This is a genomic window from Shewanella sp. HL-SH8, from assembly GCF_051165765.1.
Classification (GTDB): domain Bacteria; phylum Pseudomonadota; class Gammaproteobacteria; order Enterobacterales; family Shewanellaceae; genus Shewanella; species Shewanella glacialimarina.
Window position 1 is genome coordinate 2,215,629 of record NZ_CP195039.1, and the last position, 16,481, is coordinate 2,232,109.

The 16,481-nt window shown below is 41.4% G+C and carries 15 protein-coding genes; 10 read left to right on the forward strand and 5 right to left on the reverse strand.

Going from position 1 to position 16,481, the window contains the following annotated elements:
• Nucleotides 1-23: 23 nt before the first annotated feature.
• From hisC to metG, 4 genes are all read right to left on the reverse strand, one after another.
• Complete coding sequence (gene hisC, locus ACRWQN_RS09835; RefSeq protein WP_434937484.1) at nucleotides 24-1,073, reverse strand: histidinol-phosphate transaminase; 1,050 nt, start codon at nucleotides 1,071-1,073, stop codon at nucleotides 24-26.
• A gap of 73 nt (nucleotides 1,074-1,146) precedes the next feature.
• Nucleotides 1,147-2,439 (reverse strand): histidinol dehydrogenase, encoded by a 1,293-nt coding sequence (hisD, locus tag ACRWQN_RS09840; protein WP_434940633.1) that lies wholly within the window; start codon nucleotides 2,437-2,439, stop codon nucleotides 1,147-1,149.
• 44 nt (nucleotides 2,440-2,483) lie between these two features.
• Nucleotides 2,484-3,383 carry an ATP phosphoribosyltransferase gene (gene hisG, locus ACRWQN_RS09845; protein ID WP_434929872.1) on the reverse strand — a complete coding sequence of 300 codons (900 nt, stop codon included), beginning with the start codon at nucleotides 3,381-3,383 and terminating at the stop codon, nucleotides 2,484-2,486.
• A 542-nt stretch (nucleotides 3,384-3,925) separates the two neighbouring features.
• Nucleotides 3,926-6,007, reverse strand: a complete 2,082-nt coding sequence (metG, locus tag ACRWQN_RS09850; protein ID WP_434929871.1) for a methionine--tRNA ligase — start codon at nucleotides 6,005-6,007, stop codon at nucleotides 3,926-3,928.
• Nucleotides 6,008-6,158: 151 nt separating this feature from the next.
• Here metG and apbC point away from each other — a divergent pair, with 151 nt between their 5' ends.
• From apbC to ACRWQN_RS09895, 9 genes are all read left to right on the forward strand, one after another.
• The gene (apbC, locus tag ACRWQN_RS09855) at nucleotides 6,159-7,280 is read left to right on the forward strand and encodes an iron-sulfur cluster carrier protein ApbC (RefSeq protein ID WP_434937485.1); all 1,122 of its coding nucleotides are present in this window, start codon (nucleotides 6,159-6,161) and stop codon (nucleotides 7,278-7,280) included.
• A 9-nt stretch (nucleotides 7,281-7,289) separates the two neighbouring features.
• Complete coding sequence (gene udk / locus ACRWQN_RS09860; protein WP_434925951.1) at nucleotides 7,290-7,928, forward strand: uridine kinase; 639 nt, start codon at nucleotides 7,290-7,292, stop codon at nucleotides 7,926-7,928.
• A 46-nt stretch (nucleotides 7,929-7,974) separates the two neighbouring features.
• Complete coding sequence (dcd, locus tag ACRWQN_RS09865; RefSeq protein ID WP_226410093.1) at nucleotides 7,975-8,562, forward strand: dCTP deaminase; 588 nt, start codon at nucleotides 7,975-7,977, stop codon at nucleotides 8,560-8,562.
• Nucleotides 8,559-9,392: an aminodeoxychorismate lyase gene (gene pabC / locus ACRWQN_RS09870; protein WP_434937487.1), complete on the forward strand. Its 834-nt coding sequence runs from the start codon at nucleotides 8,559-8,561 to the stop codon at nucleotides 9,390-9,392. The genes dcd and pabC overlap by 4 nt, the downstream gene beginning before the upstream one ends.
• Before the next feature lie 47 nt (nucleotides 9,393-9,439).
• The gene (gene mltG, locus ACRWQN_RS09875; protein ID WP_434937489.1) at nucleotides 9,440-10,453 is read left to right on the forward strand and encodes an endolytic transglycosylase MltG; all 1,014 of its coding nucleotides are present in this window, start codon (nucleotides 9,440-9,442) and stop codon (nucleotides 10,451-10,453) included.
• Entirely contained in the window at nucleotides 10,450-11,094 is a 645-nt protein-coding gene (tmk, locus tag ACRWQN_RS09880) for a dTMP kinase (protein ID WP_434937491.1), read from the forward strand. The genes mltG and tmk overlap by 4 nt, the downstream gene beginning before the upstream one ends.
• Nucleotides 11,095-11,121: 27 nt before the next feature.
• Complete coding sequence (gene holB, locus ACRWQN_RS09885; protein WP_434937493.1) at nucleotides 11,122-12,081, forward strand: DNA polymerase III subunit delta'; 960 nt, start codon at nucleotides 11,122-11,124, stop codon at nucleotides 12,079-12,081.
• A 64-nt stretch (nucleotides 12,082-12,145) separates the two neighbouring features.
• Complete coding sequence (locus tag ACRWQN_RS09890; protein ID WP_226410088.1) at nucleotides 12,146-12,472, forward strand: PilZ domain-containing protein; 327 nt, start codon at nucleotides 12,146-12,148, stop codon at nucleotides 12,470-12,472.
• Nucleotides 12,473-12,517: 45 nt separating this feature from the next.
• Nucleotides 12,518-13,306: a TatD family hydrolase gene (locus tag ACRWQN_RS09895; RefSeq protein WP_434937494.1), complete on the forward strand. Its 789-nt coding sequence runs from the start codon at nucleotides 12,518-12,520 to the stop codon at nucleotides 13,304-13,306.
• Between the two features lie 352 nt (nucleotides 13,307-13,658).
• On the opposite strand, the gene rsmF is transcribed toward ACRWQN_RS09895, so the two are convergent.
• Nucleotides 13,659-15,107, reverse strand: a complete 1,449-nt coding sequence (gene rsmF / locus ACRWQN_RS09900; RefSeq protein WP_434937496.1) for a 16S rRNA (cytosine(1407)-C(5))-methyltransferase RsmF — start codon at nucleotides 15,105-15,107, stop codon at nucleotides 13,659-13,661.
• Nucleotides 15,108-15,250: 143 nt separating this feature from the next.
• Between rsmF and ACRWQN_RS09905 the strand changes: the two genes are divergently transcribed.
• Nucleotides 15,251-16,477: a nucleoside recognition domain-containing protein gene (locus tag ACRWQN_RS09905; RefSeq protein WP_434937498.1), complete on the forward strand. Its 1,227-nt coding sequence runs from the start codon at nucleotides 15,251-15,253 to the stop codon at nucleotides 16,475-16,477.
• Nucleotides 16,478-16,481 lie beyond the last annotated feature (4 nt).

A 16,481-nucleotide genomic window follows, 5' to 3' on the forward strand; every position in this document is an offset into this window, starting at 1 on the left:
CTTTGTAGGAATATTGTTATAATTTATGTATTTTTGCTGCTTGATAGCACGTCAATTAATTTATCTGTTTGCGCGCTAGAGGCAAAACTGAAGCGAATAGCGCCGGCTAAACGAGGATCTTTATAGGCCCTAGCGACAATGCCATTGTCTGTCAGTAATTGTGCTATTTCGGTCACATTTTTAAAGCGAGCTAGGGCAAAGTTACCTTTTGCTGTCAGCACCTGGGCACCAATTTGTTGTAGTACCTGAGTAAGTCGCTCACCTTGTTGGTTTAAGCTAGCCACTTGCTCACGCATCAGCTTAATACCATCAGAACTTAACGCTTTGGTGGCTAATTCAGACACTGGCAGTGGTACAGGGTAAGGCGCAATCACTAACATGACTAAATCAATAATGGCTTCATTTGCTAGCATAAATCCGCAACGGGCACCGGCTAAAGCAAACGCTTTAGATAAAGTCCGTAACACCACAAGATTTGGGTATGTCGACAGTAAATCTGCAACCGAATACTCAGGGCTAAATTCAATATAAGCTTCATCAACCACTACTATCGCTTGAGGCGCACTTGCAATCGCCTTTTCAATATCTTGTTTGCTGATGATAGTGCCAGTCGGGTTGTTGGGATTACAAATAAATACCAGTTTGGCATCGCCAATTTCAGCTGGCCAGTTGTCGGGTAACTGATAATCATTGGTTAAACTCAGTGCTGTTACACCGACATTAAAGGTGGCTGCACTGATGGCATACATGCCATAAGTTGGACCAAATGAGGCAATGGTATCTTTACCCGGCGTACAAAAAGTGCGGATAAGTAATTCAATAGCTTCATCTGCGCCGCGACTTGCAATAATCTGACTTGGCTTAACCCCTGAATAATCAGCATATGCATTGATTAGTGCAGGTGGTTGGCACTCTGGGTAGCGATTTAATTTATCTAAATCACTATTGTTAAAAGGTGATTCATTAGCATTAATCCAAATGTCGCCTCGGCCACCAATGCGCCTAGCACTTTGATAAGGGGTAAGGTCGAGTAACTCGGGTCTGGCTAATTTTTTTGCATCAAATGTGTTCATCAACGTGTGCTCATAAATCAATTCTATTATTGCTGTCAACGATGGATTTATCATCACAGCGCCAAGATTACTGTTATTGTTCTAAGCTTGCTAACCTAATTGCAACGGCATTCTTGTGCGCATCTAACAGTTCATTTTCGGCTAAGGTCATCACGGTTTGGCCAATGTTTTTCAGGCCTTCTGCGCTGAGTTCTTGCACTGTAAAGCGCCGACTAAAATCCGCTAGTGATAAACTCGATACCGCTCGGCTATAACCGTAAGTGGGTAACACATGGTTAGTGCCACTGGCATAATCGCCAACGGATTCTGGTGTGTATGCACCTAGAAAAACCGAACCTGCAGCACGGATAGTGCTGAGCAAAGCCCGTGGGTTTTCAGTTTGAACGATTAAGTGCTCCGGGCCATATTGGTTGGATACTTGTACCGCTTGAGCGAGATCATTAACCACTAAGCTTCGGCTACATTCAAGTGCTTTGGCGGCAATATCTTGTCGTGGTAACAGTGCTAGTTGAATAGTGAGCTGAGCATTCACAGCATCAGCTTGCCCTACGCTGTTGGTCACCAACATCACTTGCGAGTCCACGCCGTGCTCAGCTTGTGACAGCAAATCCGCTGCAATAAAAGCAGGATTGGCTTGGTCATCGGCAATCACCAACACTTCAGACGGTCCAGCAGGCATATCAATGGTGACACTGACGCGGTTATCTTGTGACACTAAGCGTTTAGCTTCGGTAACATAACGATTACCTGGGCCAAATATTTTATCGACTTTAGGTATAGTCTCTGTACCAAATGCCAAAGCGGCGATGGCTTGAGCACCACCGACTTGATAAATCTCGGTAATACCACACACCTTAGCCGCATAAATAATCGCATCATTGATTGGCGGTGGGCTAACTAATACACGTTGCTCACAACCGGCAATTCTAGCGGGCAGGGCCAGCATCATTACTGTTGATATAAGTGGGGCAGTGCCACCTGGAATATACAAGCCGACTTTTTCAATCGCTTCAGATCTAAGCTCACATCGCACGCCTACTTGAGTTTCAATATCAATCGGCTTAAATATTTGTGCCTGATGAAACGCTTCAATATTAGCAACTGCCTGGGCAATGCTTTGTTTTACCTTGTCTGACACTCTAGCACTGGCAGAATCTATCTCTGCAGTTGTTAGGGCAAGATCATCAATGATAGCGCCATCAAACTGCTGATTAAATTTAGAAATAGCCGCATCACCATCTAATACCACTTGTTCGATAATGCTGCGAACTAGCTGCTCAACACTGTTATCACCCACCAAAGGTGAGCGTTTTAATGCCGCAACTTGCTGGTTAGCAGATAAACTATTCCAATTAAGGATTTGCATTGGTGATGAAGACTGTAATGGTGATTGTGTCATGGTCATCAGTATTACCCCATCATTTTTTCAATTGGCATTACTAAAATAGAGGTGGCACCTAAGGCCGTTAACTGCTCCATTGTGTCCCAGAATAAATCTTCAGAGCTGACTGCATGCACAGCAACACGATTAGAATCATCATTAAGCGGTAATACAGTTGGATTTTCTGCACCTGGTAATAAAGCCACAATTTGATCTAAAGTGGCTGTTGGCGCGTGTAACAGGATGTACTTGCTTTCACGTGCGCGGATAACGCCATTAACTCGTGACAGTATTTTGTCGATTAACGCTTGCTTAGCCGGTGTTTGAGTTTGATTAGATTGAATGATGCAGGCCATTGAGCGGTAAATGACTTCAGTTTCATATAATCCATTGGCTTCAAGGGTCGCACCCGTTGACACTAAGTCACAAATACCATCGGATAGACCTGCACGTGGTGCGACTTCAACTGAACCTTTGAGCATACAGTCGCTGTAACTAATACCTTTTTCTTGCATAAAACGGCGAAGGATATTGGGGTATGAAGTGGCAATACGCAGACCCTCTAATGAGCTGGCATCCTTGTAGCTGAATTCATTAGGCACTGCGAGAGATAGGCGACAGGCACCAAAGTCAAGTTCACGTAATTTGGTGAAGTCAGCTGGCTTGTTGACCAGTTGACGTTCTAACTGTTCTTCTTCTAGAACGTTCTCGCCGATAATACCTAGGTCAACGACGCCGTCCATCACCAATCCTGGAATATCATCATCACGTACTCGAAGTAAGTCGATAGGCATATTGTCGGCGTGGGCGATAAGGCGCTGCTCATTTACATTAAACTTCACACCACAGCTTTTCAGCAGTTGTTGTGACTCTTTAGATAAGCGACCTGATTTTTGAATAGCGATGCGTAAACGGTTTGATTCAGTCATTGATATATACCTGTATAATAAAGTTGAAAATAAATAGTAAGATTTTAAATATAAAAACAATTAGTTAAAAATAAAAAGCAAACTTAAGAAAACAAAAAACCCCTGAAATTGCTTCCAGGGGTTTGTGATAGTTTCACCGCCGGAAGGGAAATAGACCCTCGGCAGTAAGCATCCGAAGGCTACCGCATATGGTGGTGATGATGGATTATAGTAGCTAGGATGAATATCATTGTTTGTCTCTTAATAATGTTAATGAAGATACCCAAGTGGTTATCTTGATAAATTCTGATGAAGTTACCGTTCATACGGCCGTAAACTTCTATGCCATAAAACTTAACCGCTATTGATGTTGTTTGCAATAGCGAATAAAGGGAAATGGTAATTTATTTACACATTTTATGGTAATAACTTAGAATAATTTAAATTAACGGCTATTTTTGTAGAAAAAACAAACAAAAAAGCCAGAAGTAAATATTTCTGGCTTTTAAATGGCATAGCCATTAATTGTATTTCACCAACATCATAGAAACTGTTTGCAGTGATTACTTGACTCGCATTCCTGGTTGAGCACCTTCGTGGGGCTCAAGAATCCATAACTCATTACCACCAGGACCTGCAGCTAATACCATGCCTTCTGACATACCAAAACGCATTTTTCGAGGTGCAAGGTTGGCGACCATGACAGTCAACTTACCCACTAGGTCTTCTGGCGCATAGGCTGATTTAATACCGGCAAACACTTGTTTAGTCTCGCCGCCTAAATCAAGTTCAAGCCTAAGCAATTTGTCTGCGTCAGGCACATGTTCAGCTTTGGCTATGCGGGCAATGCGCAAATCCAATTTCGCAAAATCATCAAATTCAATCGTGTCACTGATTGGGTCATCCTGTAGCGGATTACCTGTACTGACTTTTACAGGTGCTTTATCAGCTTTAGCAGCCTTTTTAGGTTTTACTTCTTCAGGAGCTTGGGTAACTTGTAAGTTGTCTTTAGAGGCATCAACCATAGCAGCAACTTTGTCTAGGTCCACACGTTGCATCATCGCTTTAAAAGGCACTATTTCATGATTAGCCATATCTCTACCTAGGTTTTCCCAGGTTAATTCAACTTGTAAAAATGCTTCAACATCTTGGCTTAAACGCGGTAATACCGGCTTTAAGTAAGTCACTAAGATACGGAACAAGTTTAATGAAATAGAGCACACTTGATGCGCTTGTTGCTGCTGGTCTTCATGCTTAATTAACTGCCAAGGGGCTTGCTCAGCCACAAAAGCATTGGCTATGTCAGCCAATGCCATGATTTCACGCATTGCCTTACCATATTCACGGGTTTCGTAAAACTCTGCAATTTGATTTTGTTTGGCCAAGAATAATTCAGCTAGGCTGTTATCTTCAATGGTCGCTAACTTGCCATCAAAACGTTTGCTGATAAAGCCAGCTGTCCGTGATGCTAGGTTGACTAATTTGCCGACAAGATCAGAGTTAACACGCTGCGCAAAGTCTTCAAGGTTTAAATCTAAGTCATCAATACGGCTGCTCAGTTTTGCCGCGTAGTAGTAACGCAAAAACTCAGGGTCTAAATTGTCTAAATAAGTACGCGCCTTAATAAAGGTGCCCTTTGATTTAGACATTTTCGCGCCATTCACAGTCACATACCCATGGGCAAAAACGCTGGTCGGTTGGCGATAGTTAGCGCCATGAAGCATTGCTGGCCAGAATAAACCATGGAAATTGACAATATCTTTACCGATGAAGTGATAAACCTCTGCGGTTGAATCTTTGGCCCAAAACTCATCAAAGTTAACGCTAGGGTTTTTATCACAGAAGTTTTTGAAAGAGCCCATGTAACCGATTGGTGCATCTAACCATACATAGAAGTATTTACCAGGGGCATCAGGTATTTCAAAACCAAAATAGGGCGCATCACGAGAAATATCCCATTGTTGCAAGCCTTGCTCAAACCACTCTTTTAGCTTGTTAGACACTTCAGGTTGCAATGAACCTGAATTAAGCCAGGTATGCAACATGCCTTCAAATGCCGGTAGGTCAAAGAAGAAATGCTCGCTGTCTTTCATTATTGGTGTTGCACCAGAAACCGCAGACTTAGGATTAATAAGATCTGTAGGGCTGTAGGTTGCGCCACAATTGTCACAGTTATCACCGTACTGATCTTCAGACTTACATTTAGGGCAGGTTCCCTTTACAAATCTGTCTGGTAAAAACATCGACTTTTCAGGATCAAATAGCTGTGAAATAGTCTTGGTTTTGATGTAGCCGCCGTCGCGAAGTTTCAAATAAATGCTGCTGGCCAGCTCACGATTTTCAGGACTATGGGTGCTGTGGAAATTATCGAACTGAATATTGAAATCAGCAAAATCCTGTTGATGTTCTTCTTGAACTTGCGCAATCATTTCTTCTGGTGCAATACCAAGTTGCTGAGCTTTAAGCATGATAGGCGTGCCGTGGGCATCGTCTGCACAAATAAAGTGACATTCATGTCCGCGCAACTTTTGATAGCGAGACCAGATATCAGTTTGAATGTATTCAAGCATGTGGCCTAAGTGAATTGGGCCATTGGCATAAGGAAGGGCGCTGGTAACCAGAATTTTACGTTGTGATTGGGTCATTTTTTCTCAACATCGAATTTCGCTAAAAATATTGCCAAGATACTAACTGAAAAATGCAATATTTTCACCAAAACATGCACTAAAAAGGTGTATTTATAACTAAAAAATAATGAAGTTCTGATACACTTGCACAAATTTGTCAACGGGAGTCATGCTTTTGTCTATTTCCTATCCTGATTATCAACTTGATGCACAATTATTAGCCTCAGTGCTTGCCATTTTAGATGCACATCAAGATCCCTATTTAAAACAAGGCTTAGTCTCTGCCGGTTGTGTTGTAAAATTAGCCATTGAAGGTAAAAGATTACAATTAGGTTTGGTATATCCTTACCCTTGTATGACTCAATATCGCGACACCGTGATGGCTATAACCAATAAACTTGCAGTGCTAGATGCCATTGACGAAGTTGAATGTGAAATAGATTTTCAGCCGCGGGTTTATTCAGCCATTACCTCTGTTGAACCGATAAAAAATGTCAAACAAGTCATTGCTATTGCCTCAGGCAAGGGTGGCGTTGGTAAATCAACTACAGCAGTTAATTTAGCCTTAGCATTAAAAGCTGAAGGGGCAGAAGTGGGCATTTTAGATGCCGACATATATGGTCCATCGATTCCGCTTATGCTAGGTATTCCAAATTTTCGTCCACAAAGCCCCGACGGCAAAATGATGACAGCCGCTTCGGCTCACGGCATTGCAGCACAATCAATTGGTTTTATGCTAGGTGATGGTGAGGCTGCTGTATGGCGTGGGCCAATGGCAGCAGGCGCATTAGTACAATTAATGAATGAAACCCAGTGGCCAGAATTAGATTATCTGATTATAGATATGCCGCCAGGTACAGGTGATATTCAATTAACCCTATCGCAAAAATTTCCCGTAAGTGGCGCGGTAATTGTAACTACGCCACAGGATATTGCCTTAGCCGATGCGCAAAAAGGCATTAGCATGTTCAATAAAGTACAAATTCCAGTACTCGGTATTGTTGAGAACATGAGCTTTCATTTATGCCCAGAGTGCGGTCACAAAGAACACCCATTTGGAACCCATGGCGGAAGTAAAATTGCTGAACGCTATAATGTGCCATTATTAGGGGCGTTGCCGTTAAATATTAATATTCGTGAATCGATGGACAATGGTGCGCCTAGCGTGGTCACTGAGCCTGATTCTGAAGTGTCTGGTATTTATCGTGAAATTGCGCGCAAGTTAGGCGCGCAATTAGCATTACAACAAGTTAAATCAACTGTTTCTATTAGTATATCGGACGACGAGTAAGGTCAAAGCATGAATTCTCCACAGTGTGTCATTATTGGTATCGCCGGTGCATCGGCATCAGGTAAAAGCTTAATTGCGAATACTATTTTTCAAGAGCTTTGCCGTGATCTGGGCACCAACCAAATAGGGGTTATCAATGAAGATGCGTATTATCGTGATCAATCTCATTTGACCATGGATGAGCGGATTCAAACCAACTATGACCACCCTAAAGCACTTGACCATCAACTGCTTGCTAGCCATTTAGAAACATTAAAACGTGGTGAGGCTGTTAACATTCCACGTTATAGTTACACCGAACATACTCGTATATCTGAAACGCTCGAAATGCAGCCTAAAAAAGTCATTATTCTAGAAGGGATTTTGTTACTAACCGATCCTAAGTTACGTGAACTCATGGATGCCAGTGTGTTCATGGACACACCACTAGACATCTGTTTTTTAAGGCGATTAACACGAGATGTTGCAGAACGTGGTAGAACAATGGAATCGGTTATCTCACAATACAAGAAAACAGTACGTCCGATGTTTTTACAGTTTATTGAACCGTCAAAGCAATATGCCGATATCATTGTGCCCCGTGGTGGCAAAAATCGTATCGCAACCGATATATTAAAGGCACGTATTCAACACTTGCTGGCTAAGTAACATCACTCACTATTAAAGGCTCGATTACTTAATTAAGGTTGTGCTAATGCGTTTAACCGATATCGAAATAGAACAAAGCTTAGATGATGGGTTGATTATTATTGACCCAAGACCTCCAGTTGAAGCTATTTCAGGTGTCAGTGTTGACGTCCGCCTTGGCAGCCAGTTTAGGGTATTTCAAGATCATACTGCACCCTATATTGACTTAAGTGGTCCTGCCGCTGAAATGCAAGTTGCCTTGGATAAGGTGATGGGCGATAAAATTAATATTGCTGACGGTGAAGCGTTTTTTCTTCATCCTGGCGAATTAGCTTTAGCTGTTACCCTTGAAACTGTTACCTTACCGGCCGATATTGTCGGTTGGTTAGATGGCAGGTCATCATTAGCCCGATTAGGCTTAATGGTTCATGTTACCGCCCATCGAATCGATCCCGGTTGGCAAGGCAAGATTGTATTAGAGTTTTTCAATAGTGGTAAATTGCCATTGGCGCTTCGTCCTGGCATGACCATTGGTGCATTAAATTTTGAGCGTTTAAGCGGTCCAGTGGCGCGGCCATACAATAAACGTAAAAGTGCAAAATATAACAACCAGCAAGATGCCGTAGCCAGCCGGATAAGTCAGGACGATAAATGACGCAAGTTTGGGTAAATCAACAACATATGGCAAGCGTCAACCCGTTTGATCGTGGTTTAGCTTATGGCGATGGTCTGTTTGCGACTATGCGAACCTATCCTTCTACGTCCATCAAAGCTGGCATTATGTTGTTAGATTTACACTTAACTAGACTGGAGCAAGGCAGTAAACGACTTAACCTTAATTGGTCTGCATCTAGTCAATTACGCAAGCATTTAATTTATCTCGCCAGTAGTTATCCCAATGCATGTGTCAAATTACTGCTGACTCGTGGTGTTGGTGGCCGTGGTTATCAAGCGCCTGAAATAGCCAATATTACCGAAATCACCTCAGTACATGAAATACCTGAGCATTATAAATCTTGGCAAAAAAGTGGCGTTGCGTTAACTACCTCACCAGTCACTTTAGCTCGACAACCACTGTTAGCGGGTATTAAACACCTTAATCGGTTAGAGCAAGTGCTGATAAAATCACATACTTTACCCACTGGATTTGATGATTGGTTAGTCTACGATACTCAGGGATATTTGATTGAAGCCTCAATGGCGAATATCTTTATAGTTAAAGATAATCAAGTGTTTACTCCTGCGATTAATCAAGCTGGTGTGAGTGGTGCAATGCGTGAAGCTGTGATTGACATCATGTTAGCACGGGGTGTTGCAGTTCATGCGACTCAGCTAAACAGTAATAGTGTATTAATGGCTGATGCTATTATGATGAGTAATAGTTTGCTCGGCCTTATTGATGTTGTACGAGTCGATAAAAACAGCTATCAGCCATGGTCTCACACGCAAGCTATTGCACAGCAGTTGCAAACGCTATTAAGCTAAGGCACTTTACTTGTGCCAACAAGAATCATTCACCTAATTAGATGTCTATGAAAACAACAATAATAACCCGATTGTTAGCCAGTTTAATTCCACTTTTAGCCATTATGTGTTTAGTGGCTTATTGGTATGCAAAAGATATTTTGCAATACAAAAATCAGCCATTAACGCTGACGGAACCCACAATCATTACCGTGACATCTGGTACATCTTTACTGAAATTAACCCAGGAATTAGAACAACAAGGCATTATTACTGAAAGCTGGAAAGTGCGCTTGTTAGTCAAACTAGAACCTTATTTAGGCGATATTAAAGCTGGGCTTTATCAGATGGTGCCAGGCGATAAGCTGGTGGATTTTATCAACCGACTGAGATTAGGCCAAGAAATGGTATTTTCAGTGACATTTGTTGAAGGTAAAACCATTAAGGAATGGATACCAGTATTACAAGGTCTAGAACACATGCAATATGATGAGAATGTGTTTATTAAAGTACTTGAAGCAAATGGCGATACGACAGGATTACCTGAGGGTAAGTTTTTCCCTGAAACTTATCACTATCGTGTCGATGAAACGTTATTTTCAATGATGCAACGCAGTTACTTAATGATGCAAACTCATTTGGCGCAAGCCTGGGAACAGCGTGATCCTGATCTAAAATTAAACTCGCCCTATGAACTGCTGATTATTGCTTCAATTATCGAAAAAGAAACCGCTAAAGATGAAGAACGTAATTGGGTCAGTGCAGTATTTAATAATCGTTTGAAAAAGGGCATGCGTTTACAAACGGATCCCACCATTATTTATGGTATGGGCGACAGATATAAAGGCAATATTACTAAGAAAGACATACTAGAGAAAACCGCTTTTAACACTTATCGAATTGATGGCTTACCCCCTACACCGATAGCGGCTCCAAGCAAGGCGTCTTTATATGCGGCAGCAAACCCGGCCAAAGTGAATTATTTGTTTTTTGTATCAAGAAATGATGGCAGTCATATTTTTTCATCTACTTATAAAGAACATAACCGTGCTGTAAATGAATATCAGAGAAAGAAAAAATGAGTCAACAATTAGGACAATTTATTGTTATCGAAGGCCTAGAGGGTGCTGGTAAATCTAGTGCGGTGTCTTTAGTTCAAAGCATTATTACTGAACATACAGGTCAAACACCAGTATGTACCCGAGAACCTGGCGGCACACCTCTGGCTGAAAAAATTCGCGACTTAGTTAAAATTGCCGATGAAAACGATCCCTTATGCGATGAAGCAGAATGCTTACTATTTTATGCAGCACGTACCCAGTTAATTACTAATGTGATTAAGCCTGCATTAGCCAAAGGGCAATGGGTATTAGGTGATCGTCACAATTTATCATCGCTAGCATATCAAGGCGGTGGCAGAGGCTTAATGCCATTAGTTAAAGCCATTAGTGATGCAAGTTTGCATGGCTTTAAACCTGACTTAACCCTGTATTTAGATATTGACCCTAGCCTGGGTTTACAACGCGCATCTGCCCGGGGTGCACTGGACCGAATTGAGTTACAACATATTGCATTTTTTGAACGTGCCCGTGCTACCTTTTTAGCCTTTGCAGCCGAAGACGAGTCCATTATTGTTATTGATGCAAGTCAGTCAATCGACAAAGTACATCAAGATATTCGCGATAAATTAACCAAAAGATTATTAGCAGTAAAACTGCCTTAAGCAATCGCTGATACAAGGGGTAACAAGATGACAGACTATACTTTGACACAACTACCTTGGTTGGCTACCCCATTTGAGCTGTTCGCTAAGTTGTGTTACCAAAATCAGCATAGTCATGCCCAGCTTATCCCTGTCGATATTGCGTTAGGGGGTATCGAACTGGCTACTGAAATGGCCCAAATGGCATTGTGTATCGACAAAACCCCAGTGGGCGCTTGTGGTATATGTAAAGCATGCTTGTTATGCAAATCAGGTAATCATCCCGATTTACATTGGGTTCGCAGTGATGGCAATCAAATCAAAGTCGATCAAATACGCGAGTTATGTCAATCATTACTGCATACCGCACAGCAGTCAGGTGCTCGTGTTGCTGTAATAGAGCAAAGCGAACGGATGAACATTGCCGCGGCCAATGCCCTGCTTAAAACATTAGAAGAACCTGGCGCGAATACGTTATTATTATTACAAACCGATACCCCAGCGAGTTTATTGCCGACCATAACAAGCCGTTGCCAAAAAATAGCCTTTACTCACCCAACTAAAACACATATAACTGATTGGCTTGACGCACTGGATTTATTACCAATTGCTAATGCCCAGGGGCAACGACATGATGTTACTTGGTGTTTAGGCGTGGTAGGTGGTCCGTTAAAGTTAGCAGCTAGCCTGAAGTCACAACATTACCCGCAATTGCTTGAATATCGACAAGATTGGTCCGCAAGCTTACAATCGGGTCACTTGCAAAATAGTTTGTTAAAGTTAACTGATATACAAATAATAGATGCTTTGAAGGTTTTATATTTGTACTTAAGGCAATATGTGTTAAAAAGTAATAAGTTAAATCCATTAATTCAATCAAAAGTGATTGAATTAGCTGGTGATGTTATGCACATGACCCATAAATTAGCTACAATGGCTAATGTAAACACACAGGCTTTATGTCAAAATTATGTTTTACAATTCAGGCACGTGCTAGCATTAAGCTAAGTGCTATGCTTAAACCGCTTAATATAAGTACTCACATCATTTTATAAGAGAATTAAGAGATAATATGGTCGACTTGGTGGTTAATTACGATACTCTGCACCAGCTATATCGTGCCTATATGCCGTTTATTAAACCGGCGGGATTATTTGTGGCAACTACAGAAAGTCATTTTTTAGGTCAAGAGCTCACCATTGCATACCGTTTACCTAACACTAGCCAAATTAATGAATTTAAAGGCTCTGTGGTATGGATTAATCCTATTGGCGCATCGGGTGGAAGACCTGCAGGGATTGGTATTAAAATTAGAACCGACCCTGAAAGCCATAAACACCATATTGAAAAGTTATTAGCACAAGAATTATCGTCAGGTGATTTGACCTGTACCATGTAGCTCGGTATCCTCTGCATCCCATTTATCTAATTCTCGTCTGTTATTATGCTAATTGATTCACATTGTCACCTGGACCGTTTAAAAGCGGCGCCAGATCAAGCCTCGTTACAAATTATTATGGATAACGCCAAAGCCCAAGGGGTGGATTATCTATTGTGTGTGAATGTGCGCCAGCAAGGTTTTGAACAAATGCGCGATAAAGTAGCGCAGTTTGATAATATTTTTTTATCATCAGGGGTACATCCTTTAGATGTTCAAGAAGGCCTAGATGTTGATCAAATTAGACGTTTTGCCACCGATCCTAAAGTGATTGCGATTGGTGAAACAGGTTTAGATTATTTTTATGCCGATGAAACTAAAATTCTGCAACAACAATGTTTTGAACAACAAATAGCCTTAGCTGTTGAAGTCAATAAACCCCTTATTGTCCATACTCGTGATGCCAGAGAAGACACTATAGCCATGCTTAAAAATGGTCAAGCTGACAAAGTGGCAGGGGTGCTCCATTGTTTTACAGAAACATGGGAAATGGCCAAAGCCGCAATGGATTTGGGTTTTTATATTTCAGTCTCGGGTATTGTCACTTTTAAAAATGCCGGTGAGCTACGTAGCGTGATCCGTAAAGTCCCAAAAGATAGATTATTGGTTGAAACAGATTCCCCTTATCTTGCGCCTGTGCCACATCGCGGCCAAGAAAACCAACCAGCTTATGTTCGTGATGTGGCGGAGTTTGTTGCAGAGCTTCGCGGTGAAAAGTATCAAGATCTGGCGGACTACACTTCAGAGAACTTCTTTAATTTGTTTAAGGATGCCGGGAAGTTGATCGGTCGTTAAACAAGATTATGCGTTGTTTAAATAGTTATTTTTTTGCAAAAAAAAGACCCAAAACGATCCGATTGTCTTGGGCCTAGGGAAATGGCTCTTTACAGAGCCGTGCGCTAGAGTTGAGGAATTAATCTCTGCACAAATTATAGTCAGCACTTTGGGTTTGTGCTTAAAAAAACATCATTTATTTATTTTTTTCGGTTATTTTTTTAGCAAAGTTAAATAAACGCATTAATTATCAGATGATTAGTCGACTATGAAAAAGCAAAAAAGCCTGAATCATTTCAGGCTTTTTGCTTTAGTTAGCTGTGTTTTTAGATCATGTGTTTCAAGTGCCAGTAGTTACATGCTACAAGCGCTATTATGTGTAAGCCACTTTGTCTCTCACCAATTCACGTGGCAGATTGTTCTTCAGTCTATGGCCTAAGTGCTTAACAACGCCTAATGCACATTGATGATGACTAACTAACATTTCGCCGTGTGCATGTTGATTGAGCCACTGTTGTCGCTCAGGGCTAAAACTGGCCGTTTCAATATCTCTACCCATCAAAAACTGTTGTGCTTGTAGTGATGTTAACTCAATGCAATTTTGATTGTTTAGGGTGGAACCTACTAAAGCTATGATAGCTTCATGTCTGACCTTAAAGCCTTTTTTTAACGCATCAGCAAGCTTAAGACCAATCCGTTGGAAACGCATTTTTCCTACCATTGGCATAAATTGATTTGGGAATAGCCAAAACTCATCGTCTCTTTGCATGACAGAAGTCTCATGGGGCAAGTCGATATCAAAGTGAGATAATAAATAGTCGCTTAAGGCTTCAGTTTGTTTATCTGTTGCAATGCTAAACGGAAAGTTTTTTTGCAGTTTAGGCTGTTTTTTAATTCGTTCAATCGGAGCTATTTTACGGATTTTAGCAACGAAGAAGCCTTCACTATCAAAAATTTGTGGCCATACATGTAAGAAGCCTTCTGGAGTACAGGCGGCTTGCGCATTGGGGAATAAATCATTCAATGGCACAAACTCTACCGCATCAGGATAGGTTTGCTGCAGGTGATAGCAAATGTGCTGATTCTCTAATTGGCTCAATGTGCACGTTGAATATACTAAGGTGCCGCCAGTCTTTAATGCGAGAAAAGCCGCTTCGATAAGATCTTTCTGGGTATCTGCTATTGCGGTAACATCGCTGATATCCCAATTTTTTAATGCATTAGCATCTTTGCGAACTGTACCTTCACCACCACAGGGAGCATCTAATAATATGGCGTCAAAAGTATCATACATATATTCGCCAAATACTCGGCCGTCAAAATGGGTTAACGCCACATTACTTGCGCCCATACGAAGCACATTGGCATGCAGTACTTTTACCCGACTAGCAGAATACTCATTGGCCACGAGTAAGCCTTTATTTTGCATTAGTGCGGCCATCTGAGTGGTTTTTGAACCAGGTGCAGAAGCGACATCTAAAATGAGTTCAGCCGATATATCATCAAATAACGCTGTTGGCGGAAGCATTGAGCTGGCTTCTTGAATGTAAAACAGTCCTTGGATATGCTCAACTAAATTACCCAGTTGTTGCTCATCATCCACATTAATCCAAAAACCATCATCACACCAAGGTACGGGCTCAAACAGCCAGCCTTTTTTTTGCATCAATAGTACAAATTCAGCGCGACTGATTTTTAATGTATTGACTCGAATTGATTTTCGCAGCGGTTTGTCACAGATGGCGATAAACTCATCCAATGAAAGGTGTTTGGGTAATTCATCGCTGATGTGTTTGATAAAATTTGGATTTAATTGAACCATAATGCAGACATTGTTTACTCACGTGGCATAATTAACGAGATCATATCATGGAATGTATCCGCTTGGTTATTCAGCGATATAAACTAGCCGCGACAAATGCGTTAAACGCTTCAAAGTAAATTTGCCAAGCAAAGGGAGATTATGTGCTAAATCGAGTGTGGTTAGGTTTTTTCATTGTTGCAGCAATGGCTATAGTATTGCAGTTATTATCTGGCAATGTGACCGTATTAAGCGATTCTGTGAGTGCGCTTTTTGCCAGCGCTAAACTTGCTGCTGATATATCTCTGGGATTAATTGGTGTATTAGCCCTTTGGATGGGATTAATGCAGGTAGGTGAAAAAGCCGGTGTAGTAGGGTTATTTGCTAAACTGTTTGAGCCATTACTGTGCAAACTAATGCCTGATGTTCCGCGTGGACATCCTGCTTATGGCAGCATTAGCATGAATTTAACCGCCAATATGCTTGGATTAGACAATGCAGCTACGCCGCTTGGCTTAAAAGCCATGCAAGATTTACAAAGCCTAAATCCGAATAAAACCGTGGCGACTAATGCTCAAATTCTTTTCTTGGTACTGAATACTTCTTCAGTAACATTAGTGCCTGTCACGGTATTTTTATATCGAGCACAACAGGGCGCAGCATCACCAGCGGAGATTTTTTTACCCATTTTATTAGCCACTTGTGCCTCAACAATCGCCGGTTTATTAGTGGTGGCAATCGTGCAACGCATTTCATTATTTAACAGCGTTATTTTAGCTTATGGTGCTTTGCTATTGTCGCTGATCATGGCGTCGATGTTTTACTTATTAAGCTTAAGCGCAGAAGCTATCGGTCAAGTCTCAAGTGTATTAGGTAATGGCATTTTATTATTACTGGTGATGAGTTTTGTGATAGTGGCTGGAATTAAAAAGGTCGAAATATATGATGAGTTTATTGAAGGTGCAAAAGGCGGCTTTAATCAGGCGGTACAATTAATTCCTTACCTATTAGCTATGTTGTTGGCCATTGGATTATTACGGGCTTCAGGCGCGTTAGATTATGTATTACAAGGGCTGGCAAGTTTAGTGTCTATGCTGGGTTATGACACACGATTTATTGATGCTATGCCAACCGCTATTATGAAGCCATTTAGCGGCTCAGGTGCTAGGGCTATGATGCTAGAAACCATGGAATATCATGGGGTTGACTCCTTTGCTGGGCGTTTAGCGGCTATTTTTCAAGGCAGTACTGAAACCACCTTTTATGTGTTGGCGGTTTATTTTGGCTCGGTAGGTGTTCGAAACGGTCGTCATGCATTAGGCTGTGGTTTAGCGGCTGACTTGGGCGGCATTATTGCCGCCATCAGTGTGTGTTACTGGTTTTATGGTTAATATA